Origin of the sequence: Bergeyella cardium (genome assembly GCF_009914665.1) — a bacterium.
GTDB classification, from domain to species: domain Bacteria; phylum Bacteroidota; class Bacteroidia; order Flavobacteriales; family Weeksellaceae; genus Bergeyella_A; species Bergeyella_A cardium.
Window position 1 is genome coordinate 1,174,834 of the sequence record NZ_CP029149.1, and the last position, 22,091, is coordinate 1,196,924.

A 22,091-nucleotide genomic window follows, 5' to 3' on the forward strand; every position below is an offset into this window, starting at 1 on the left:
GTAAGGATAGACACTCTATTACGCTCGTAATAGACTCCCTATTGAGGGAGGTGCTATCCTACAACAACTTGAGAGCACACCTTAGCGGGTGAGGCACTTACCACAAACTTCCCCCCCCCCACAGCCTACTGCTTATTGCTTATTGCCTTTTTTATAAACCCCATTTTTATGTATTCGTAGAGGGAGTGTCGGCTAATGAGTAGGGAGACTACAGAGGAGATAATTCCTGCGAGCATCAGATGGAAGATGAGGGAATGCCTGTCGGTCATCTCCAATACGATAATGGCAGAGGTAAAGGGCGCACGGGTAATCCCCGTGAGGAAAGCGACCATCCCGGAGAGTATCACCACATTGGTTTCGGCAGGAGAGAGGTGGATAAGGTCAGAGAATACCGCACCTATGCTTGCACCGATACTGAGGGCAGGAGCAAATATCCCCCCTGCAGCACCAGAAGTGAAGGAAAGAGCACAGCCTATCATTCGTATAAAAGGGGTGTACCAGGCTTTTTGTTTCTGCTCGGAGAAGAGAACATCTTCTATCAGACCTTTACCCGAGCCTAATATATCCGAACTGAGAAAATAAGATATAGAGGCGATTATAAGAGCAGAAAGGATGAGGAAGAGGATGTTTGAGCGGGAGCTTTTAAGTTTCTCTTCTTTCCATCGGCTGAGTTTGAGGATATAGATAGAGAACTGGCTGGCGAGGAGCCCTGAAATCCCAGAAACGAGAATGACAGGTAGCATTACGAAAAGGGTAATGTTTTGCGTCTTAGGATAGCCGAGGTAGAGATAGCTCCCTGCGAGGGTTTGAGAGGTGAGCCCAGCAATGATTACCGCTGTGAAGAGAGCGGTTTTAAAGTACTTAATATGGGTTTTGGCAAGCTCTTCAATAGCGAAGACGATTCCTCCCAAGGGTGTATTAAACGCTGCGGATAGCCCTGCGGCAGCACCCGTCATAATCATATTTCTTTCAGAGATTTTTACCCACCATTTGGGCAAGTATTTATTAATAGTGGTGAATACGGAGCCTGCAATCTGAATGGTAGGACCTTCACGCCCAACGATACCTCCACCCATTACCATTAGCATAGACGAGAGGATTTTAATGATGAGAACTTTGATGTTGAGCAGTCGGTGTACCTTTTTACCATTGGCAGGTGTGGCAAGGTCTATGGATGCCATTACTTGCGGTATGCCACTGCCTTTTGCATAGGGAGAGAAGCGCTTAATGAGCCACCACGAGGCAACGAAGCACACGGGCGTAAGGATAAATATCAGGAGGGGATGAATGCCGAGAATCATTTTTAGAAAATCCTCTGCCCAATGGAATGCTTTTGCATAGAATACCGCTAAAATCCCTGTGATGACCGAGCCTACCCAGAAAGGTATTGCCTGTAGTACAGATTTCTTTAGCTTGTCGTTATAGCTTCTGTCAAAGTAGTATTTGAGTTTTGCCCTTATGCGCTCTGCCCATTTTTTCATTCTGCAAAATTAAGAAAGCCATTGAGAATAATCACCAAATACCCACCCTAAACCCAAAGGAAGTTTAAGGTATTTTGTATTTTCGCGATTCATTAATAATAATCAGGTCAGATGAACTATATTTCGGCAGAGCATTTATCAAAATCCTATGGTGTAAAGACCTTATTTAAAGACATCAGTTTTCATATCAATGAAGGGGATAAAATAGCTATTGTAGCGAAGAATGGAAGTGGGAAATCTACTCTGCTCAAAATTTTAATGGGTAAAGAAATTGCCGATGAGGGTGAGGTGAGCATTAATAAGGATATTCAAGTGGTGTTGTTTGACCAAGAAATTAGCTTTGACCCCAGCTTAAGCGTAGAGGAGTTTATGATGAGTTTAGACTCCCCACCTATTGCAGCACTTAGGAATTATCATCGAGCATTGGCGTCTAACAGTCCCCGAGAGATGGAGCTCGCCCTTGCGGAAATGGAAAGCCAAAAGGCGTGGGACTTGGAAAATGAGATGAAGCAAATACTCTCTCAGCTCAAAATAACCGAGCTCTCAACAAAGATGGGGCAGCTCTCTGGTGGGCAGGTCAAGAGGGTCGCGCTGGCAAAGCTCCTTACGGAGACTCGAGCAGAGCACAGGCACACTTTACTTATTATGGATGAGCCGACCAATCACCTGGATGTAGAGATGGTAGAGTGGCTGGAGAACTATCTGAGCAAAGCAAAACTTACTTTACTGCTGGTGACCCACGACCGATATTTCCTCGATTCAGTCTGTGATATTATCTGGGAGATGGAGGATTACACCCTCTACACTCACCAAGGGAGTTATGCCACCTACCTTGAAAATAAAATGATTCGTGAGGATAACCTCAATGCTACTATTGATAAAGCCAATAACCTCTACCGTAAGGAGCTGGAGTGGATGAGGAGGCAGCCAAAAGCACGGACGACCAAGTCTAAAAGCCGTATAGATGCCTTTTACGAAACCGAGAAAGTGGCGAAGACCAATACTAAGAAACAATCTCTGGAGCTGGACTTTGAGATGAAGAGATTAGGCAAAAAGATTCTGGAGCTCAAGCATATTGATAAGAGCTTCGGAGATAATGTTCTGCTTAAGGACTTCTCTTATCAGTTCCAACGGGGCGAGAAGGTAGGTATTGTCGGTAAGAACGGAGCGGGAAAATCCACCCTGCTCAATATTATTCAAGGACTGGAGCCTTATGACAGGGGAGAGATAGAAACAGGCGAAACCATTAGATTCGGCTATTTTTCCCAAAAGGGACTTTCATATAATGAAGATGAGCGAGTGATAGATTTCATCCGAAATATCTCTGAAAACTTTCCTTTGGCAAATGGGAAAACCATCTCTGCATCGCAGTTTTTAAGGCTTTTCCTCTTTGATGACTATACTCAGTATTCGCCCATCGCCAAGCTCTCGGGAGGGGAGAAGCGCAGGCTACACCTGATGTTTGTACTCTACCAAAACCCGAATTTCCTCATCTTTGATGAGCCTACGAACGATTTGGATCTCCCAACACTCACCGTGCTGGAGAATTTTCTTATCAACTTTCAGGGTTGCCTCATCATAGTCTCTCACGACCGCTATTTTATGGACAGGATTGTAGACCGCATACTGGCATTTGAGGGTGAGGGTAAAGTGAAAAATTTTACAGGGAACTTCTCCGAATACAGAGAGATGAAGGCACAGACTAAGCCCAAAGCAGAGCCACAGACCGAGCGCAAAACTCCTGATGAAAGAAAGCCCGAACCTCAGATATCTGCCGTAAAAAGAAAGCTCTCCTTTAAAGAACAGCGAGAGCTGGAACAGATAGAAAAGGACATTCCCGAGCTCGAAAAGCAGAGAGACCTTATCCTCCAGCAGCTAAATAATGAGACCGATTATACTAAAATATCAGTGCTCTCTGCCGATTTAGAAGCGGTATCTGAGAAATTAGAAACGGCAGAAATGCGGTGGTTAGAATTGCAGGAATAAGACGAATAAAGAATAAAAGATTACCACCCATCAGTCGATGATTTTTCTTTATGCCAATAGGAAAAAAATAGCATCAGTATCCAATCGAAAAAACATAGTGATGAAAAAAAATTTCATCACTATGAAATTAGGAAAACATAGTGATGAAATTCCAAAAACATAGTGATGAAATTCCAAAAACATAGTGATGAAAAAAAAAATCATCACTATGAAATTTTTTTTACATAAAAAAGAAAGATTTTTTCTAAAAGTAGGGGAGGGGAGAGGCTCTACTTTGCCCCTTTTTTCGTCTCTGGTAAAGCCCTTGAGGATTGGGTGTGAAAAAGAAAAATCCTCCCTGCTGAGGAGGGAGGAAATAGGGGTGATTTTATATTATAAATCCTTTTTGTTAAACTTAATCAAGCTGAGAAAGAGAGGGATGGCTATCCACACGCAGAGGATAAGCAGCGAGACTCCCATACCGCCTCCGCTACCGAAAATCTCCTTGAATATAGCCCCAGTTGCTCCGAGCATTGCAGCAACATCTAACTGCAAAAGCACGAAAATACGAGAGAGACCTATTGGATTAAGTGCTGTGAGAGTTGCCATTGTACCTTCGATAGGATAATCTGACAGCTGGAAAATGAGAAGAAGCAAGATGCTATCATACACCAAGCTGAAAAATATCCATATAAAAATAGAAAGCCCAATACCCTTTGCTCGGTCTTTTGCGGAGATGGACATCAGCATAGCGAAAGCAGTGAAGATGACCGATAGGAAGCAGCCCGAAATAATGAGCGAGAAGCCCGTTTCCAATGATGAATAAAGGAAAATAGGCAATGCACAACCGATGAGGAATGCCGCTATAAGCGCTGTAGAAATCCCGATAAAAATTCCGAGCCAGATGCGAGTTCGTGCGACAGGCTGGCTTAGGAGCAGCTCGATGAACTGGCTACTGTTATACACATAAATCGTAGAAAAAATAACACTTACCAGTGGTACCAGCAAAATGACTACATTGAGAAGGCTGGCTGTAGCTTTGGAAGAGTTTTCTTCCAAACCGAGAAGCGCCCACGAGATGAGGAACAAAATGGCAGTATATACCAGTACGATTTTATTTTTTAGGATATCAAAAATGATAAATTTAGCTGTATTATTCATCTTTCATCTGTTTTAGGATACTCACAATAGCGTCGGAAATCTTTTCTTTACCTGTGGTTTGTTGCAATTCTTCCACTGGTTGATGCACGAGGATGCGTCCCTCATTCATAAAAACAATCTGCGTAATAATCTCATCGAGCTCACTTAAGAGGTGGGAGGTAATTATAATCAGTTTGCCCTTATCTTTTTCTTTGATGATTTTGTTCTTTAAAATCTCAGAGGCAAGAGGGTCTAAACCAGCTGTAGGCTCATCGAGAATAATGATTTTGGGGTTAAACATAAACGCAAGTACTGCACTTACTTTCTGAGTGGTACCACCGGAGAGGGTACTCATTTTCTTATGATACATTTTTTCCAGCTCGAAAGCCTCCAGAAGCTCGGTGTCTATCTGGTCTTTTGGATACTTCCTAATGTCTTGTATCATCTTAATGGTCTGCCCAATCGTCATATTTTCAGGGTATCTTCCTATTTGTGGCATATACCCGATGTGCTCGCGGTACTGGAAATCATCCCGTACATTTTTTCCATCTACTACAATACTGCCTTTTTCTATTACATTAAGCCCCAGTATACTCTTGATGAGGGTAGTTTTACCACAGCCATTGGGACCGATGAGAGCAATGGATTGGCCTTCGCTGAAATTCAGGTTAATATCGTTCAAAGCACGAAACTTCCCAAAATTTTTTATTAAGTTTTTTATCTGAATCATATTTGTCAATCTTCGTTTTTATACACTGAATAAAGGGATGTTTTCCTTTGGTTTTATTTTCTTGTATTTTTTTTCATCATTGGTTCTTTATCTACAAAATTCTCCGGCGTAAGGCTTGGAACTATTTTTTCGGTCTTTTCCAGCAGGTCTACAAAGAAGGTTTTGTAGAGTAGCATTACTGAGGGGTTCTTTTCCGTAAGTACGGAGTAGAGGCTTAGAGGGTAGAAAGGTACATCTCCTATGCCGTCTTTATTGAGGTCGTAGCCTTCGTATTTATCCCAGTAATTGTACTTAAATTCATTCATCATTGTACTGCCATTGGTACTGATATCAAAGGTATTATTGATGAAATTGTTATAAAAGAGCTTGCTGTCTCTACTATTGGCATTAATCTTAAGCCCCCAGCCGTTGTTTACAAAGGTATTTCGTTCTATTTCCATCTCCGTAGCACCGTCTACCAATACTGCGGTGGTATTACTTCTGAAGATGTTATTTTTTATTTTGCTGTACTGTATTTCTTTTAATAGCAGTCCGTACGCGGCATCTCCCCAGTTGTCCTCAAAGATATTGTATTCCATATCTACATTTTTAGTGTACATAACGGCTACGCCAGCAGAGTTGTTTTTGAAGGTATTGCCTTTATAAACATTGTTGTGGGAGAACATAAAGTGGAGCCCATAGCGCATATTCTTATAAGAGTAATTCTTATAGATGAATGAAGAGCGCACCCGTTCTAAATAGATACCGTCTTTGTAGCCAGAGATATAGTTATTCTTGATCCAAATCTCATCGCATTGCCAAGCGTGGATACCGTTGCCACTCTGCTCTTGGTTGGTCGTTCTATTAGAAATAAAGCGGTTGTTTTTTATCAAACATCTGAAGCCTCTTTGGATATAAACTCCGAAATAATTATTCTGGAAGATATTGTCTTGAATGGTGGTAAACTTACTGTCGTATAACCTTATAGCACCGATGTTTTTAAACTCATTCTTCCCTGAGTTGATAAGTTTAAACCCTTTGAGAATAATATGATTCGCTCGGAAGGACATAATCTCGTATTTCATTTCGCCATCGAGCACAGGCCTCCCCTCGCCAATAAAGGTTAATGACTTTGTTACATTGATATTCCCTTCCTTATAATGTCCTTTTTTTACCAATATAGTGTCTCCGTTTTTAGCGGCTTCCATAGCTTTTTTAATGGTTTTGTATTCTTCGTTTTCACCGACTTTATATACTTTACCAAAAGCAGCACTGAAAAATAAAATGGAGAGCACTGAAAATAATAATCTCATTTGTATTAGATTAAAATGATGATAGGTCTATACTATAAAAAATATTGCAGCCAACGGATGCCAACTGCGAATATTTGTCTTGAAATCAAAATTTTAATGATTTGTTTAGTGATTATGCATACTGTGAGGGTCTTCTTCCCCTCCTTCATTGTGATGGTGTTCCTCAGTAGAAGACTGCTGAGGTTCTGAACTTGCACCAAGTTTTTCTGCAAATTCTGTAGCCTTAGCCTTGTCTAAGAAAGCGGCTCTATTGCCTCCCATAGGGCTTTTAAGCTCTCCGCCATATATAAATGTTGCTTTTTCTACTGGGATAAGCTCGTGGCTCTCAAAGTCTGAAACATAATGTTTGGAGTCTTTGGTTTTATCAGAATGTTCTTCATTATAACCTTCCAAGCAGGTAATGTCGTCAAACTTATACACTCGCCCTTTAGATGTAATAAGCTCAGCACCGTATTTATTATCAGTAATGGTCATCTGGCAGTGGTCGCACTGATCTTTTCCATAATTGATAGGCTGTGGCTCATTATTAGACTGGCAAGCTGTGAAAGCGATTGCAACAATAGAAAAAGCAACTTTATTATATAACTTCATAATTCAAGTGTTTAGGAGACAAATATACTTAAATTTTAATATTGAGCAATATTAATATTCTTTTTTAGCAGTTTTAAACTCTTTTACTGATATCAGAAAAAGTAAAACTCCTACTGCAAACATAATAGAACCTCCTAAATGTGGCCAGGATGCTGCTTTAAAATTAAGTAAATCTTTCGGTCCAATGAGTGGTGGCTGGTAGCTCATACCAGGGATTTTAATAGCGGCATCATCGGCTAAGGTATGTCCATAGTCATACTCCCAATACCAGAAGTCAGTCATAAAACCGATACCGAATAAAAGGAACAGAATCATAACAAAATACAGAAAACTTTTTTTCTTGATGAATGCTGCGAGAATACAAAGAATGCCATAAAAAGCAAGAATATAATTCATATAAGTAAATTCCCAGAAATCGCTGGCATTAATCTTTTTCATCCCGATATAGTGGTTTAGAGGATTAATTTTATCCAAATCTCCTGTTATTTGATCAGAGTAGAGATACATATTCAAGCCTTCTGGATATTGTGGTGCCCATAAATAGATCCACCATATAGGAACAAACATACAAACGAAAAGACCGATACCACTAAGGATAAGGATTGTTTTGGACAACCCACTAATTGTATTAGATTTCATTATACTTTTTTATTTAAAAAGGGCGGTTGTACCCGCCCTTTAGATGATTAATAAAAATTATTGATTCATCGGTTAGAGCTTTTATTACTTTTACCGGATTTTCAAAATTTAGTTTTTGTTATTTAAGCTCCACTTAAGTTCTGGATTGCTTCCTGCAGGAGATACTCTGATATAACCTTGCATCTCTTGGTGAAGAGCAGAACAGAAGTCTGTACAGTACATTGGGAATATACCTACCCTTTCAGGGTTCCACTTGTAAGTAACTGTCTCACCTGGCATAATAAGAAGCTCAGCTTGGTTTCTCGCTCCTTTAACAGCAAATCCGTGAGGGATATCCCAGTCTTGCTCAATGTTGGTTACGTGGAAGAGTACTTCATCACCTACTTTAATTCCTTCAATATTGTCTGGAGCTAAGTGGGAACGAACAGTCGTTAAGTATACATGTACTTTATTGCCTTCTCTTACTACTTTAGTGTCTTTCTCTCCTCTTGCTACATAAGGGTGGTTGTTCTTAGCAATGTCATAGAACTTAGGCTGATCTTTCTTGATAAGATCTGCTGGTGCAGCTTGTGCATAGTGAGGCTCACCGAAAGTAGGGAAGTCTAATAATAACTGCATTTTATCGCCAGAGATATCAAATAATTGTGCAGATTGAGTAAGCTCTGGACCTGTTGGCAGATATCTGTCTTTTGTAATTTTGTTGTATGCTACTAAGTATTTACCGATTGGTTTAGCAGTATCACCCATAATAGTCATTAAGTGACCAGTAGCATAGTAAGTAGGTTGTCTGTCTAATACTTTAAGGTCTTTGATGTTCCATTTTACAACTTCTGAAGAAAGGAACATAGAAGTATAAGCATTACCGTGTGCATCAAACTCAGTGTGAAGAGGACCAAGACCTGGTTTCTCTACTTCACCGTGAAGTACAGATTCGTATTTCAATACTGGAACACCATCATAATCTCCGATAACATCATTCTTCTCAATAGCTTTTTGAATTTTTGTAAAGCTGAATACTGGGATAAGAGCAGCAAGTTTACCAGAACCGATGATGTACTCTCCTGTAGGGTCTACATCACATCCGTGTGGAGATTTAGGGCAAGGCATAAAGTAGATGCTTCCTTTTAGATCTTCGATAGAAAGCATAGTAACTTCTTCTCTAATCTCAGATTTTCCAGTATGAGTTTCTTCATCCCATACATTGTGTGCATATTTTGTTTTAACTTTTCTTCCTTTTCCTGCTTTAGCAAGTTCAGCTGCTTTTCTCCAGTTGATTGCCATTAAGAAGTCTTTATCATTCTGAGAAGCATTTACTTCAAGAAGGGTATTTGCTTTTTCAGAGTTGTAGCAAGAGAAGAAGAACCAGTCTTTAGAAGGACCTTTACCTGCGTGAGAAAGGTCAAAGTCAATACCAGGAAGCTGGATTTGGAAATCAATATCCATAGCTCCTGTTTTAGGGTCTACTCCGATGAAAGAGATAGCACCTTTAAAGTTTTGTCTGTAGCTATCCAATGGGATATCTCCGTTTTCATCATCAAATGGTATGGAGAAACGGGTACCTGCTACCACATACTCAGTGTTTCCAGTGATGAATGGAGAAGAGTGGTTACCCGCAGAGTTTGGAAGTTCAATAATCTCAGCAGTTTTAAATGTTTTAAGGTCTACCCTTGCCACACGAGGAGTATTATTTTCGTTACAGAAAATCCATCTTCCATCTACTTCACTGTTGGTTTGTGAAAGTTCTACGTGGTGAAGGTCTCCCCAAGGAATAAAGCCGTGAGAAGTTTCAAGCATTGGTTTAGTTTCTTCACTATAACCATATCCATTTTCTGGATTTTGGGAAAACACAGGAACTACTTTTAGAAGTCTTCCACTTGGTAACCCATAAATGTTCAATTGTCCGTTAAAACCACCAGACACGAAGTTATAGAACTCATCGTGCTCACCTGGTTTTACATAGACTCTCTCTGCAGCGTCTCCGCTTACAGCATCTCCTGTTCCTTTCGGCTTACAGCCTGTTAAAAGGAAACCTGTCGCTAGGGCAGCCAACCCTAAATGCTTACATAGGTTTTTCATAAAACAAGTATTAAATGTTAATTAAATTTTATTCAATTTTTTGACGATGGTAGTAAATAAGGGATACCGTATACAATTTTTTTGTTTAGTACTGTAATTAAAGGTATCCCCATTTTTTTAGTTTAAAAGATGAACATTATTTTTTACCATCAATTTCCCTCATATACATATAGATTGCCTTAGCTTTCATCTTCTGTAAGATTTTGATTAGGCATTGGAGTTAGGTACTCTTCAAATAATGCCTTAGCCTGAGGGTCATTCTCTATCATTGGTTGAGGGTCAGAGATAAAGTTAAGAATCCAAGCAGCCGTTCTTCTATCGGTTACGCCTTTCCAGCCTGGTCCTACTTTCCTTACATCATCATAGTTGTGGCAAGAGGTACATTTTACTTCTGCAATTTCCTTTCCGTGTGCAGCTACAGCAGCATCAAAATCGCCTGCTGTGAAGTTTTCAGAGGTATACTTGCCAATACCATCTTTGGAAGCCTCTCCAGAAGCACCTCCTGCTTCGGTAGCAGTTGCATCTGCAGATTCTTCTCCACTTTTCTTGTCGTCACCACAAGAGATTGCCATTACAGCAACCATAGCCATCGCTAAAAATTTTAGTTTTTTCATTCTTTTTTAATTACAATTACGGGGTCAAAATTAACACTTTTTAGTATTCGTGCAAATGTTTTATTCTCGTAATATCTGTTTGGGTAATTTGTTTTATTTATATTGATTTGCTGGATTTTTTAAAATATTTAGCAAATATTTGATTAATTTATTGAAAGAAATTTTCATAAAAGATGTTTTAGTCTTTTAATGATTAATAGCATACTGATGGATATATTGACAAAAATCATATCAATACTCTATATATGAAGTTTTTCTAAATAAAGGCTGTTAAGCATGATTGTAGAACACTTGTTTTACGATGAAAAGAGTAGTCAAAATGATTTCTTATAAAATAAATATAGCTTTAATCTATTGAAAATATTTTTAGTTCATTGACTTTCTCTATACATTTGCACCAATAAAAAATCGAACAAATGAAAAATTCAGTAATAATCGGGCTAAAAGAAGCCGATTGCGTAAAAATCACAGAAAAACTTCAAGTATTATTAGCAAACTACTCTGTATTTTATCAGAATACGAGAGGGGCGCATTGGAATATAAAAGGAGACCAGTTCTTCACGCTTCATCCAAAATTTGAGGAGTTGTATGACAACCTTGTTCTTAAAATTGATGAAATCGCGGAGAGAATCCTTACCCTTGGCGGTACTCCGAATCATAATTATTCCGATTATCTCAAGCTCTCTACCATAAAAGAAAGCACAGAAGTAAGCGATGCTACTAAATGCGTACAAAACATCATCGATGCGTTTCAGGTGTTGCTAGGGCTTCAGAGAGACTTGCTTGACATTGCTGGTGAAGCTGGAGACGAAGGTACAAACTCCCTGATGAGCGACTATGTTACCGAACAAGAAAAAGAAGTATGGATGTATAACTCTTATTTAGGAAAATAACTTTTTTCATTGCTTAAAATATATTTAATTTAAGAAGTCGTCTTCACAATTGTGGAGACGATTTTTTATCTCGCTGCATACCGCTTACGGCTGAAAGTCTGCCACAGCTTGCCCCACAAAATACAGTGCCTTATTTTTGCGCCGTAATACGATAAAGATGAAGAAAACGATAATCATTACAGGGAGCTCATCGGGGATAGGATATTCTCTTGCGGAGTTTTTTGGCAAGAAGGGCTATTCGGTTTATGGGTTTAGCAGGAAGGAGGTGAGGTCGGCGTATTTCACTACAATCCCAACCGATATTACCGATAATGAGCAGGTGAAAGCCTCAGTTGCAAAAGTTATAGAGCGCGAAGGCAGAATAGACATCCTTATAAATAATGCAGGAATGGGGATGGTAGGTGCGGTAGAGGATGCTACGAAGGACGAGATAAGCCGGCTTTTTCATCTCAACCTCATCGGGGCGGTGCAGATGATTTCTGCCGTGATGCCCTCGATGAGGGCGCAAAGGAGCGGGCAAATCATCAATATTTCAAGTATAGGTTCTGAGATGGGGCTGCCGTTTCGTGGGTTTTATTCCGCTTCTAAATCGGCATTGGATAAGGTAACCGAAGCCCTCCGCTACGAGGTAGCGCCTTGGGGCGTGCAGGTTTGCACCCTCCATCTTGGGGACATAAAAACGAATATCGCAGACCATAGGATTAGAACATCGGTTTCGGTGCCGTATGAGAGCGTATTTTCTAAGGTCTATCCGCTGATGAACGCCGATGTAGATAAGGGCATAGCCCCAGAAGCGGTTGCCATTTATACCGAAAAGCTCCTTGCAAAGCGCAGGTGGAGGGCACATTATTACTTCGGGAAAATCGGTCAGAAAATCGGTGTGCCATTAAAGTGGCTCCTCCCTCAAAACCTCTACGAGTGGCTGATGAAAAAGTACAGCGGCTTATCATCTCATTAAAAAATTATGGCAAACTTCCTCAAAATCCTCCTTATTTTAATCTCTGTGCAAGCCTTTTCTCAGGGCAGGGGCTTTGTGCTGGTCGATCGCCAAAGCAAAGCGGAATACAGTAGGAAAGACTCAATCTCTGCGGTGAAGTTTCTCGATTCTTTGGTGGAGAACAATTATTACTTTACTAAGATTGTAAAAACGGAGGATTTGGGAGGCAAAATCCGAATAACCTTTGATAAGGGGAGGAATTTCAATCGTGCGCTGGTAAGGTATGATGCCGTTTTAGCAAAGGAGATGGGGGAGGCTCAGCCGTTTTTTACCAACAATCTGGACTCTCTTCGGGCGAGTATTCATAAGGCGTATGCCGAGAAAGGTTTCGCTTTTAGCCGAGTGAAAACCCAATATCTCGGCATAAAAAACGATCTTCCGCAGGTTGAGATTTCGGTATTGAAGAACCAGCAGAGGCGCATCACAGGCATTGTTTTGAGGTCGCATACCCAAGTGCCCCGCAGGTTTGTGAGAAACATAGAAAAAGACTTTGTGGGCAAGGTGTATAGCGAAGGTGCGCTCTCCGAGCTCTATCGCAGCTTGCAAAATCATCGTTTTCTCAGCTTGGAAAAACCTCCGCAGACCCTCTTTACAAAGGATTCTACGCAGATTTTCCTCTTCTTCCAAAAGAAAAAAACCAATACTTTTGATGGCATCATCGGTTTTGGGAATGATAAAACCGAGAAATTCACCTTTAATGGGAGCTTAAACCTCGCTTTTCGGAATATGTTCAACGGCTTTGAAGACATCAGCCTCTACTGGCAGAGGAACCCCGATAGGGGGCAGACCTTTGACCTGAAAACAAGGATTCCCTACCTCTTTACAACCAATATAGGGCTGGATGCCCAGCTCAATATCTATAAACAGGATTCTACTTTTGCTACCGTAAAGGCGCAGCCCAGCCTGTTTTATAACCTCTCCGAGCGCCAGAAAATCGGGCTTAGGGCGAGTTTTGAAGTCTCCACTGTGCTCGATAGCCTCTACACCTCGGCGAAGGACTTCTCCCGCTCGGGCATCGGTCTGTGGTACGAGTACCAGCAGCCCACCGAGGTAGAGCTCTTTCTCTACGGCTCAAAAATCCGTGCGGAGGGCGATTATTTAAAGACCCTTTATCCGAAAGACGGCAGTGCCGCCCTCCTCCGATATACGCTCTATGCGGAGAAAAATTTCCACCTCTCGGGCAGGCATTACCTCAATCTAAAAGGCGAGTCGGCAATGCTCAGCACCCCCCTCCCGCTTTCGGTGAATGAGCTGCTGAGAACGGGCGGCTGGAACAGCTTTCGGGGCTTTAATGAAAACGCCCTTATTTCCGATTTCTATGCCTATACAGGCGCCGAGTACCGCTACCTCGCCAGCGATACCGCCTTCTTCGATGTCTTTGCACAATACGGCTTGCTGAGAAACAAAACCCTCGGCATCCGCCCGAAATTCTATAGCGTAGGCTTGGGCTTTAATTTCTCCCTGCCGATGGGATTAATAACTTTTCAGGTCTCTAATGGTGCGCAATCTGGCGAGCCCTTCCGCTTCAAAGAAACCAAAATCCACTGGGGAATTTTATCTAAATTCTAACACAGCTTCCAGCTGAGGGACTTAGCCACTCGCGTGGAAAGCACTGAGCTATTAGCCAAAAGCCAGAAGCTAAAAGCAAGTTAAGGCAGCTTTTTTTTATGGTTAATCAGATATAAATCTGCGAGGATAAAGGCGGTGAGGGCTTCTACTATTGGAATAGCGCGGGGAACTACACAAGGGTCGTGGCGGCCTTTACCTTCAAGGATGATGGGTTCGCCGTTTCTGGTAAAGCTCTCCTGTGGCTGGAGAAGGGTGGCAACGGGCTTAAATGCCAATCGGAAGTAGATATCCATACCGTTGGAAATCCCGCCCTGTATCCCGCCAGAGTGGTTGGTCTGGGTTGAGAAATCAGCATTGAAGAGGTCGTTGTGCTCCTTACCCGTCATTTTTGAGCCTTCAAAACCGCTTCCGTACTCAAAGCCTTTGCAGGCATTGATGGAGAGCATTGCTTTTGCCAGCTCGGCTTGTAGCTTGCTAAATACAGGCTCGCCCAGCCCCACAGGTGCATTCCTGACAACGCAGGTAACGGTGCCTCCTATGGTATTGCCTTGCTTTTTCACTTCTTTTATCCGCTCGATCATCTTTTGGGCAGTGGCTTCATCTGGGCATCGTACGATATTGCTTTCGGTTTGGGATAAATCCAAGTCGTAGTAAGGCGTGCTACAATTAATCTCACCGATGGAGGAGGTATAAGCCTGAATTTGAATATTGGGAAGGAGCTGCTTTGCAAGGGCACCCGCTACCACCCAGTTGAGGGTCTCGCGAGCGGAGGCTCTGCCCCCTCCTCTGTAATCCCTAATACCGAATTTCTGCTCATAGGTATAGTCGGCGTGGCTTGGGCGATAGGCTTGGGCAATATGGTCATAGTCCTTGCTTCGCTGGTTTTCATTTTCTATGATGAAGCCTATGGGAGTGCCCGTAGTTTTCCCCTCGAAAATACCTGAGAGGAATTGTACGGTATCGCTTTCTTTTCGTTGAGTAACGATGCTGGACTGCCCGGGTTTCCTTCGGTTGAGCTCGTGTTGTATGGCTTTGAAATCTACCTCCAAGCCCGCAGGAAAATGGGTAATAATGCCTCCGTAGGCTGCTCCGTGGCTCTCGCCAAAACTGCTAAGGCTAAGGAAATTTCCTAAATTATTCATAATTCAAAGATGATTAAAGGTGATACATTATATATAAGGCATGGAAGCTATTCTGAGAAGAATTTTAAGCCGGCAATAGAGCCAATAAGCGTAGAGACGAAGAATAATCGCCAGAAAGTAGCAGGCTCTCTGAAGATAAAAATCCCAACCAGTACTCCACCCACAGCACCAATACCCGTCCAAATAGCGTATGCAGAGCCTATGGGTAGCGCCCCAATACCAGAAACAGCTCTAAACATCAGATACATAGAGATAGCCAAACACGCGAGGAAGCCCATCCACCAATAGAGGCTCTCCCTGCCTGTGCTCTCCTGTGCCTTGCCGAGGCAGAGGGTAAAACCTGTCTCAAAAAGTCCCGCTATAATGATATAAAGCCAATTCATCGTTTATTCTTTCTCAGTTGTATTTAATGCCTGCAAAAATATCCAATTTTGGAGAAATAATTTTTTAATTGAGTTTTCCACATAGAAATCTTTGTATTGATAAACTTTGAGGGGGCGTTTATCATACTTATCCACATTCTCATTGAGGGGTTATGTTTCCGAGATTATCAAACAAAAATTATCTTTGCCGTATGGTTCAGAAAGAAGAAATAAAACCCCTTAGCAGTAGGGATTATACTCAGGAATTATCACTCGCACAAGGTAAAATACCGCCCAATGCCGTAGATGTAGAGCGATTGGTTCTCGGTGCCTTTCTGGTCGATAGAAAGGGGATAGATGAGTCTATAGACCTTATCACTCCTGAGGTTTTCTATGACCCAAGGCATCAGATTATATTTTCTGCCATTACAAAACTCTATCATAATACTCAGCCTGTGGATCTGATGACCGTAATCCAAGAGCTGAAAAAGGAAGAGAAACTCAATATCGCAGGGGGCGACCAATATATTATAGAGCTTACGCTTTCGGTTTCTTCTGCTGCCAATATAGAATATTATGTGCGCATTATCCTCGAGAAATTCATTCTGAGGAGCCTTATCAATATCTCAGCAAATGTTATAGACAGCTCGTATAAAGAGAGTACAGATGTCTTGGAGCTCCTCGACAAAGCGGAGCAATCTTTCTTTGATATTACCAATGGAACCATAAAAAAAGGTTTTGATACCGCAAATTCCTTAGTGAGACAGGCGATAGACAGTATCGTGGCGCTCAAAGATAAGCAGGGGCTTTCGGGAATTCCTTCAGGATTTAAGGATTTGGATAGAGAGACAGGAGGCTGGCAGAATTCTGACCTTATCATCATTGCTGCTCGTCCAGCAATGGGTAAAACCGCCTTCATCCTCTCTATGGCGAGGAATATCGTGGTGGAGCACAAGATTCCATTGGCATTATTCTCTCTTGAAATGGCTTCGGTACAGCTCATCACAAGGATGATAGCTTCTGAGACTAAAATTTCATCTGAAAAACTGAGAAAAGGAACCCTCACTGATGAAGAATGGGAAAGGCTCTTTACCAATGTATCAGAGCTGGAAAACGCACCGCTCTATATAGATGAAACACCTTCGCTTTCGGTGTTTGACTTCCGTGCTAAATGCCGTAGGCTGGTAATGCAGCACGGTGTGAAAATCATTATGGTAGATTATCTCCAACTAATGACCGCAGGGAATGCAGGAAAGGGCGCAGGAAACCGCGAGCAAGAGATTGCAACCATATCCCGCTCCCTTAAAGCAATTGCTAAGGAATTGAATGTTCCCGTAATTGCGCTTTCTCAGCTTTCCAGAACGGTGGAGTCCAGACCAGGTAAGCGCCCACAGCTCTCCGACCTTAGAGAATCTGGTGCTATAGAGCAGGATGCTGATATCGTTTCCTTTATCTTCCGACCAGAATACTATAAGATTACCCATTGGGATAATGACCCTGAAGGTGAGCAGACAACTACTGAGAATCAAGCGGAAATTATTATTGCAAAGCACAGAAATGGTGCTACAGCAGATGTTCGTCTCTCTTTCCTTAAAAACTTCGCAAGGTTTGGGGATTTAGATGCTTTAAATGCCGAGTTTGATTATAACATCACTTCTCAATCTAATGAAAACGCTTTTGATAAGATTCGTACTACAATAGACCCTTCTGCAGCATTTGGTATGCCTTCTTCTCCTGATTATTCTGGGCTTTCCGGCTCTTCTATGAATGATGAAGATTTTGATGATATGCCATTCTAATGATTAATTAGAGAAAATGACAATTGAAATTTTTACAGATGGTGCTTGCTCTGGCAACCCTGGCAGAGGAGGATATGGTATTCTTATGCGCGTACCAGATGTGGGCTATCAAAAGACATTCTCTGAGGGGTTCAGGAAGACAACCAATAATCGTATGGAACTCTTGGCAGTTATCATTGCTCTTGAAAAAATCAATTCCGAAGGGCATACAATTCATATCTATACAGACAGTAAATATGTCTCCGATGCTATTAATTTAAAGTGGCTCTTCGGCTGGAAAAAGAAAGGCTTTACGAAAATAAAAAACCCGGACTTGTGGAAAAGGTTTTATCCGCTTTATATAAAATATAATCCCCAGTTTCATTGGGTAAAAGGGCATAATGGTCATCCAGAGAATGAGCTTGTAGACCAGCTTGCCGTAAAAGCTGCTCAGCAGGCTAATCTAAATGTAGATGTCTTTTTTGAAAATCAAAATCAGGGAGGATTATTTTAAAATCAAATCCATTCGGTGGATAGTAAGTTGAAATATTTTTCTCATTAATAAATTAAAAAATTAGTTTGCAATGAGTTTTGTTGTTTCAATAAAAATATATACTTTTGCACCTCAAAAATAAAAAGCAATTAAATGCCTACTATTCAACAATTAGTAAGAAAAGGAAGAGCCACACTTGCCAAGAAGAGCAAATCGGCTGCCCTTGATGCATGTCCACAGAGACGAGGAGTATGTACGAGAGTATATACTACTACACCTAAGAAACCGAACTCTGCACTTAGAAAAGTTGCAAGGGTAAGACTTTCTAATGGTAAAGAAGTCAACGCTTATATCCCGGGCGAAGGACATAATCTTCAAGAGCACTCGATAGTATTGGTAAGAGGCGGAAGGGTGAAAGACCTACCGGGAGTTCGTTACCACATCGTAAGAGGTGCATTAGACACCGCAGGTGTAAATGGAAGAACACAAAGAAGATCCAAGTACGGTGCTAAGAGACCAAAACCAGGTCAGGCAGCAACTAAAAAGTAATCATTAAATTGTAAGAAACGAAACAATGAGAAAGACAAAAGCTAAAAAAAGAGCGTTGTTACCGGATCCGAAATTTAATGATCAATTGGTAACAAGATTTGTAAATAACCTAATGCTTGATGGTAAAAAATCTATCGCTTTTAGAATTTTTTATGATGCATTAGATGTTGTAGAAACTAAGAAAGGAGATAACGAAAAAACATCTCTTGAAATTTGGAAAGATGCCCTTACCAATGTAATGCCTCATGTAGAAGTGCGTTCAAGAAGAGTAGGTGGAGCAAACTTCCAGATTCCTATGCCTATTAGAGCAGATAGAAAAATCTCTATGGCAATGAAATGGTTAATTAAGTATGCTAAACTAAGAAATGATAAATCAATGGCGCTTAAACTCGCTGCTGAAATTATCGCTGCTTCTAAAGAAGAAGGTGCTGCTTTCAAAAAGAAAACAGATACTCATAAAATGGCAGAAGCAAACAAAGCATTCTCACACTTTAAATTTTAATTGCTAAAATGAGTAGAGATTTAAAATACACAAGAAATATCGGTATCGCTGCACACATCGATGCTGGTAAGACTACAACTACCGAGCGTATCCTTTTCTACACGGGAAAAACCCATAAGATTGGAGAAACTCACCAGGGTACATCTCAGATGGACTGGATGGAGCAAGAAGCTGAAAGAGGTATTACCATTACTTCCGCAGCTACTACTTGTAACTGGAATTTCCCAACAGAGCAAGGTCAAAACCTTCCTGATACCAAAGGATACCACTTTAATATCATCGATACACCGGGGCACGTAGACTTTACCGTAGAGGTAAACCGTTCCCTTAGAGTATTAGATGGCTTGGTATTCCTCTTCTCCGCTGTAGATGGAGTAGAGCCTCAGTCTGAAACCAACTGGAGACTTGCAGACAACTATAAAGTTGCTCGTATGGGATTCGTTAATAAGATGGACAGACAAGGTGCTGACTTCTTAGGCGTATGCCGTCAGGTAAAAGAAATGTTAGGTTCTAATGCAGTTCCTATTGTATTACCTATCGGTTCTGAGGAAGACTTCAAAGGGGTAGTTGATTTGATTAAAAACAGAGCAATTATCTGGCACGAAGAAACTCAAGGTTCTACATTTGATATCGTTCCGATTCCAGATGATATGAAAGATGAGGTTCTTCAATTCCGTCAAAATCTCGTAGAAAATGTTGCGGAATATGACGAGTCTCTAATGGAGAAATTCTTCGAAGATCCAGATTCTATCACAGAAGAAGAGATTAACGAGGCATTGAGAAAAGCTACGATAGATATGTCTATCATCCCAATGACTTGTGGTTCTTCATTCAAAAATAAAGGGGTTCAGTTTATGCTAGATGCGGTTTGCCGTTATCTGCCTTCTCCTATGGATAAAGATGATATCAAAGGAACTGACCCTAATACAGATGCTGAAATTACAAGAAAACCAGATGTAAAAGATCCTTTCGCAGCGTTGGCATTTAAGATTGCTACTGACCCATTCGTAGGTCGTTTGGCATTCTTTAGAGCTTACTCTGGTAGGTTAGATGCTGGTTCTTATGTTCTAAACACCCGTTCTGGAAACAAAGAGAGAATCTCAAGAATCTATCAAATGCACGCGAATAAGCAAAATCCTGTTGAGTACATTGAGGCAGGAGATATCGGTGCAGCAGTAGGTTTTAAAGATATCAAAACAGGGGATACTCTCTCTGATGAGAAAAACCCTATCGTTTTAGAATCTATGATTTTCCCAGACCCAGTAATCGGTATCGCAGTTGAGCCAAAAACAAAAGCTGACCAAGATAAGCTCGGTAATGCTTTGGCAAAACTTGCAGAGGAAGACCCTACTTTCCAAGTGAAAACAGATGAGGCTTCTGGTCAAACCATCATCTCCGGTATGGGAGAGCTTCACCTTGATATCATCGTAGACCGATTGAAGAGAGAGTTTAAGGTAGAAGTAAACCAAGGTCAGCCACAGGTAGAATACAAAGAAGCTCTTACCCACACTACAAGCCACAGAGAGGTGTATAAAAAACAATCGGGTGGTAGAGGTAAGTTTGCGGACATTATCTTTGAAATCGGTCCTGCTGATGAAGGTAAAACAGGTCTTGAATTCATCAACGAAATTAAAGGTGGTAACATTCCAAAAGAATTTATCCCTTCTGTAGAAAAAGGTTTCAAAGAGGCAATGAAAAATGGTCCTTTGGCTGGATTTGAAGTTGATGCAATGAAGATTACCCTTAAAGATGGTTCCTTCCACGCGGTAGACTCTGACCAATTATCCTTCGAATTGGCTGCGAAACTCGGTTTCAAAGAAGCGGGTAGAGCTGCTAAGGCTGTGATAATGGAGCCTATTATGAAACTGGAAGTAGTTACTCCTGAGGAGTATATGGGAGACATCGTAGGAGACCTTAACAGAAGAAGAGGTACTGTAAATGGTATGGATGACAGAAATAATGCAAAAGTTATCAAAGCATTCGTCCCTCTATCCGAAATGTTTGGTTATGTAACTTCACTCAGAACCCTGTCTTCTGGTAGAGCTACATCTTCTATGGAGTTCGAGAAATACGAGCCGGCTCCGCAGAATATCGCTGAAGAAGTAATCGCAAAAGCAAGAGGTTAATTTTAAAATTAGATTAAAATGTCACAAAGAATCAGAATAAAACTTAAATCTTACGATTACAATCTGGTGGATAAATCTGCTGAAAGAATCGTAAAAACAGTAAAGGCTACTGGTGCGGTTGTAAACGGACCTATCCCATTGCCTACGCATAAGAGAATCTTCACTGTGTTGAGGTCTCCACACGTAAATAAGAAGTCAAGAGAGCAATTCCAGCTATCTGCACACAAGAGATTGATGGATATCTACTCTTCATCTTCTAAAACGGTAGATGCGTTGATGAAACTTGAACTTCCAAGCGGAGTTGATGTAGAAATCAAAGTATGATAAATTAAGATTAATCATAAAAAGTTCCCTTCCAATATTTTGGAGGGGAATTTTATTAAGTGCCCTCTATAAAAAAGTAGAGGATTTTTTCAGCAAATCGTGAAATCCACTATAATAAATAGGCAGCTATTTATATTAATAAGTAAATCCTTCAGCTGATACTAAGGTAGGGATTTAGTATCTTTGGGGGCTTAAAATTCAGAATACAATGATTTATTTACTCAGGGGTAGAGTTCAGGAACTGGCACCTACTTATACCGTAGTAGAAGTGGCAGGTGTGGGTTATTATGTAGGGATTAGTCTTCAAACCTCACAGAGGCTCGTTTTGGGCGAGGAAACGCTGCTCTACACTCAGCAAATTTTTAGAGAAGATGCCCAGCTGCTCTATGGTTTTAGCAGTCTTTTAGAAAAAGAAATCTTTAATCTCTTAATAAGTGTGAATGGTGTGGGAGCGGTTTCGGCACTAATCCTCCTCTCGTCGCTCTCGCTGGAAGAGATTCCGAATGCAATACTCTCGGGCAATGCCGCCCTCCTCCAAAAGGTGAAAGGTATAGGTGCAAAAACCGCAGAGCGCATTATTGTAGACCTTAGAGATAAGATGCAGAAATACGCTATTTCGGGCGAAAATATTTCTCCTCATTCGTATAATAAAACCAAAGAAGAGGCGTTATCTGCATTAGAAGTTTTGGGCATACCGAAACGCAGCAGCGAGAAGATTGCCGATAAGTTTTTAAAACAAACCCCAGAGCTCTCAGTAGAAGATTTGGTGAAGCAAATTTTAAAAAGCCTTTAACTTTTTCTGATAAAAATCTTCGCGCAAGAACAATT

At 41.1% G+C, this 22,091-nt stretch carries 21 protein-coding genes; 11 read left to right on the plus strand and 10 right to left on the minus strand.

What is annotated here, in order from left to right:
- Positions 1-125 precede the first annotated feature (125 nt).
- Complete coding sequence (locus DBX24_RS05430) at positions 126-1,481, minus strand: chloride channel protein (RefSeq protein WP_160224217.1); 1,356 nt, start codon at positions 1,479-1,481, stop codon at positions 126-128.
- Between the two features lie 111 nt (positions 1,482-1,592).
- On the opposite strand from DBX24_RS05430, the gene DBX24_RS05435 reads away from it, so the two are divergent.
- Positions 1,593-3,467 carry an ABC-F family ATP-binding cassette domain-containing protein gene (locus DBX24_RS05435; protein WP_160224218.1) on the plus strand — a complete coding sequence of 625 codons (1,875 nt, stop codon included), beginning with the start codon at positions 1,593-1,595 and terminating at the stop codon, positions 3,465-3,467.
- Between the two features lie 372 nt (positions 3,468-3,839).
- Here DBX24_RS05435 and DBX24_RS05440 read toward each other — a convergent pair whose 3' ends face one another.
- From DBX24_RS05440 to DBX24_RS05470, 7 genes are all read right to left on the minus strand, one after another.
- A complete protein-coding gene (locus DBX24_RS05440) occupies positions 3,840-4,607 on the minus strand; it encodes an ABC transporter permease subunit (RefSeq protein WP_120489605.1) in 768 nt (255 codons plus the stop codon).
- Positions 4,600-5,316: an ABC transporter ATP-binding protein gene (locus tag DBX24_RS05445; RefSeq protein ID WP_120489604.1), complete on the minus strand. Its 717-nt coding sequence runs from the start codon at positions 5,314-5,316 to the stop codon at positions 4,600-4,602. Before DBX24_RS05445 ends, DBX24_RS05440 begins: the two co-directional genes overlap by 8 nt.
- 53 nt (positions 5,317-5,369) lie before the next feature.
- Positions 5,370-6,608 carry a nitrous oxide reductase family maturation protein NosD gene (locus tag DBX24_RS05450; protein ID WP_160224219.1) on the minus strand — a complete coding sequence of 413 codons (1,239 nt, stop codon included), beginning with the start codon at positions 6,606-6,608 and terminating at the stop codon, positions 5,370-5,372.
- Positions 6,609-6,713: 105 nt separating this feature from the next.
- Entirely contained in the window at positions 6,714-7,199 is a 486-nt protein-coding gene (locus tag DBX24_RS05455; RefSeq protein ID WP_160224220.1) for a nitrous oxide reductase accessory protein NosL, read from the minus strand.
- Positions 7,200-7,250: 51 nt separating this feature from the next.
- Positions 7,251-7,838 carry a hypothetical protein gene (locus tag DBX24_RS05460; RefSeq protein WP_160224221.1) on the minus strand — a complete coding sequence of 196 codons (588 nt, stop codon included), beginning with the start codon at positions 7,836-7,838 and terminating at the stop codon, positions 7,251-7,253.
- Between the two features lie 108 nt (positions 7,839-7,946).
- The gene (gene nosZ, locus DBX24_RS05465) at positions 7,947-9,914 is read right to left on the minus strand and encodes a Sec-dependent nitrous-oxide reductase (protein WP_160224222.1); all 1,968 of its coding nucleotides are present in this window, start codon (positions 9,912-9,914) and stop codon (positions 7,947-7,949) included.
- A gap of 179 nt (positions 9,915-10,093) precedes the next feature.
- The gene (locus DBX24_RS05470) at positions 10,094-10,528 is read right to left on the minus strand and encodes a c-type cytochrome (RefSeq protein ID WP_160224223.1); all 435 of its coding nucleotides are present in this window, start codon (positions 10,526-10,528) and stop codon (positions 10,094-10,096) included.
- A gap of 416 nt (positions 10,529-10,944) precedes the next feature.
- On the opposite strand from DBX24_RS05470, the gene DBX24_RS05475 reads away from it, so the two are divergent.
- The 3 genes from DBX24_RS05475 (at position 10,945) to DBX24_RS05485 (ending at position 13,987) form a co-directional block, all read left to right on the plus strand.
- Complete coding sequence (locus DBX24_RS05475; RefSeq protein WP_120489598.1) at positions 10,945-11,421, plus strand: Dps family protein; 477 nt, start codon at positions 10,945-10,947, stop codon at positions 11,419-11,421.
- 157 nt (positions 11,422-11,578) lie between these two features.
- Positions 11,579-12,379 (plus strand): SDR family oxidoreductase, encoded by an 801-nt coding sequence (locus DBX24_RS05480; RefSeq protein ID WP_185150744.1) that lies wholly within the window; start codon positions 11,579-11,581, stop codon positions 12,377-12,379.
- A 6-nt stretch (positions 12,380-12,385) separates the two neighbouring features.
- A complete protein-coding gene (locus DBX24_RS05485) occupies positions 12,386-13,987 on the plus strand; it encodes a BamA/TamA family outer membrane protein (protein ID WP_160224224.1) in 1,602 nt (533 codons plus the stop codon).
- A gap of 80 nt (positions 13,988-14,067) precedes the next feature.
- On the opposite strand, the gene aroC is transcribed toward DBX24_RS05485, so the two are convergent.
- Both aroC and DBX24_RS05495 read right to left on the minus strand, forming a co-directional pair.
- Entirely contained in the window at positions 14,068-15,132 is a 1,065-nt protein-coding gene (gene aroC / locus DBX24_RS05490) for a chorismate synthase (protein WP_120489596.1), read from the minus strand.
- A 44-nt stretch (positions 15,133-15,176) separates the two neighbouring features.
- Positions 15,177-15,512: a DMT family transporter gene (locus DBX24_RS05495; protein ID WP_120489595.1), complete on the minus strand. Its 336-nt coding sequence runs from the start codon at positions 15,510-15,512 to the stop codon at positions 15,177-15,179.
- Positions 15,513-15,703: 191 nt separating this feature from the next.
- Between DBX24_RS05495 and dnaB the strand changes: the two genes are divergently transcribed.
- The 7 genes from dnaB (at position 15,704) to ruvA (ending at position 22,056) form a co-directional block, all read left to right on the plus strand.
- On the plus strand, positions 15,704-17,290 hold the full coding sequence (gene dnaB, locus DBX24_RS05500) for a replicative DNA helicase (protein WP_160224225.1): 1,587 nt from the start codon (positions 15,704-15,706) through the stop codon (positions 17,288-17,290).
- Positions 17,291-17,306: 16 nt separating this feature from the next.
- Positions 17,307-17,783, plus strand: coding sequence for a ribonuclease HI (gene rnhA, locus DBX24_RS05505; protein WP_120489593.1), 477 nt, complete (start codon positions 17,307-17,309; stop codon positions 17,781-17,783).
- A 132-nt stretch (positions 17,784-17,915) separates the two neighbouring features.
- Positions 17,916-18,311 carry a 30S ribosomal protein S12 gene (rpsL, locus tag DBX24_RS05510; RefSeq protein WP_120489592.1) on the plus strand — a complete coding sequence of 132 codons (396 nt, stop codon included), beginning with the start codon at positions 17,916-17,918 and terminating at the stop codon, positions 18,309-18,311.
- Positions 18,312-18,336: 25 nt separating this feature from the next.
- Complete coding sequence (rpsG, locus tag DBX24_RS05515) at positions 18,337-18,813, plus strand: 30S ribosomal protein S7 (protein WP_120489591.1); 477 nt, start codon at positions 18,337-18,339, stop codon at positions 18,811-18,813.
- A gap of 8 nt (positions 18,814-18,821) precedes the next feature.
- Positions 18,822-20,939, plus strand: coding sequence for an elongation factor G (gene fusA / locus DBX24_RS05520; RefSeq protein WP_120489590.1), 2,118 nt, complete (start codon positions 18,822-18,824; stop codon positions 20,937-20,939).
- Between the two features lie 18 nt (positions 20,940-20,957).
- A complete protein-coding gene (gene rpsJ, locus DBX24_RS05525) occupies positions 20,958-21,263 on the plus strand; it encodes a 30S ribosomal protein S10 (RefSeq protein ID WP_120489589.1) in 306 nt (101 codons plus the stop codon).
- A 208-nt stretch (positions 21,264-21,471) separates the two neighbouring features.
- Positions 21,472-22,056 carry a Holliday junction branch migration protein RuvA gene (gene ruvA / locus DBX24_RS05530; RefSeq protein WP_160224226.1) on the plus strand — a complete coding sequence of 195 codons (585 nt, stop codon included), beginning with the start codon at positions 21,472-21,474 and terminating at the stop codon, positions 22,054-22,056.
- Positions 22,057-22,091 lie beyond the last annotated feature (35 nt).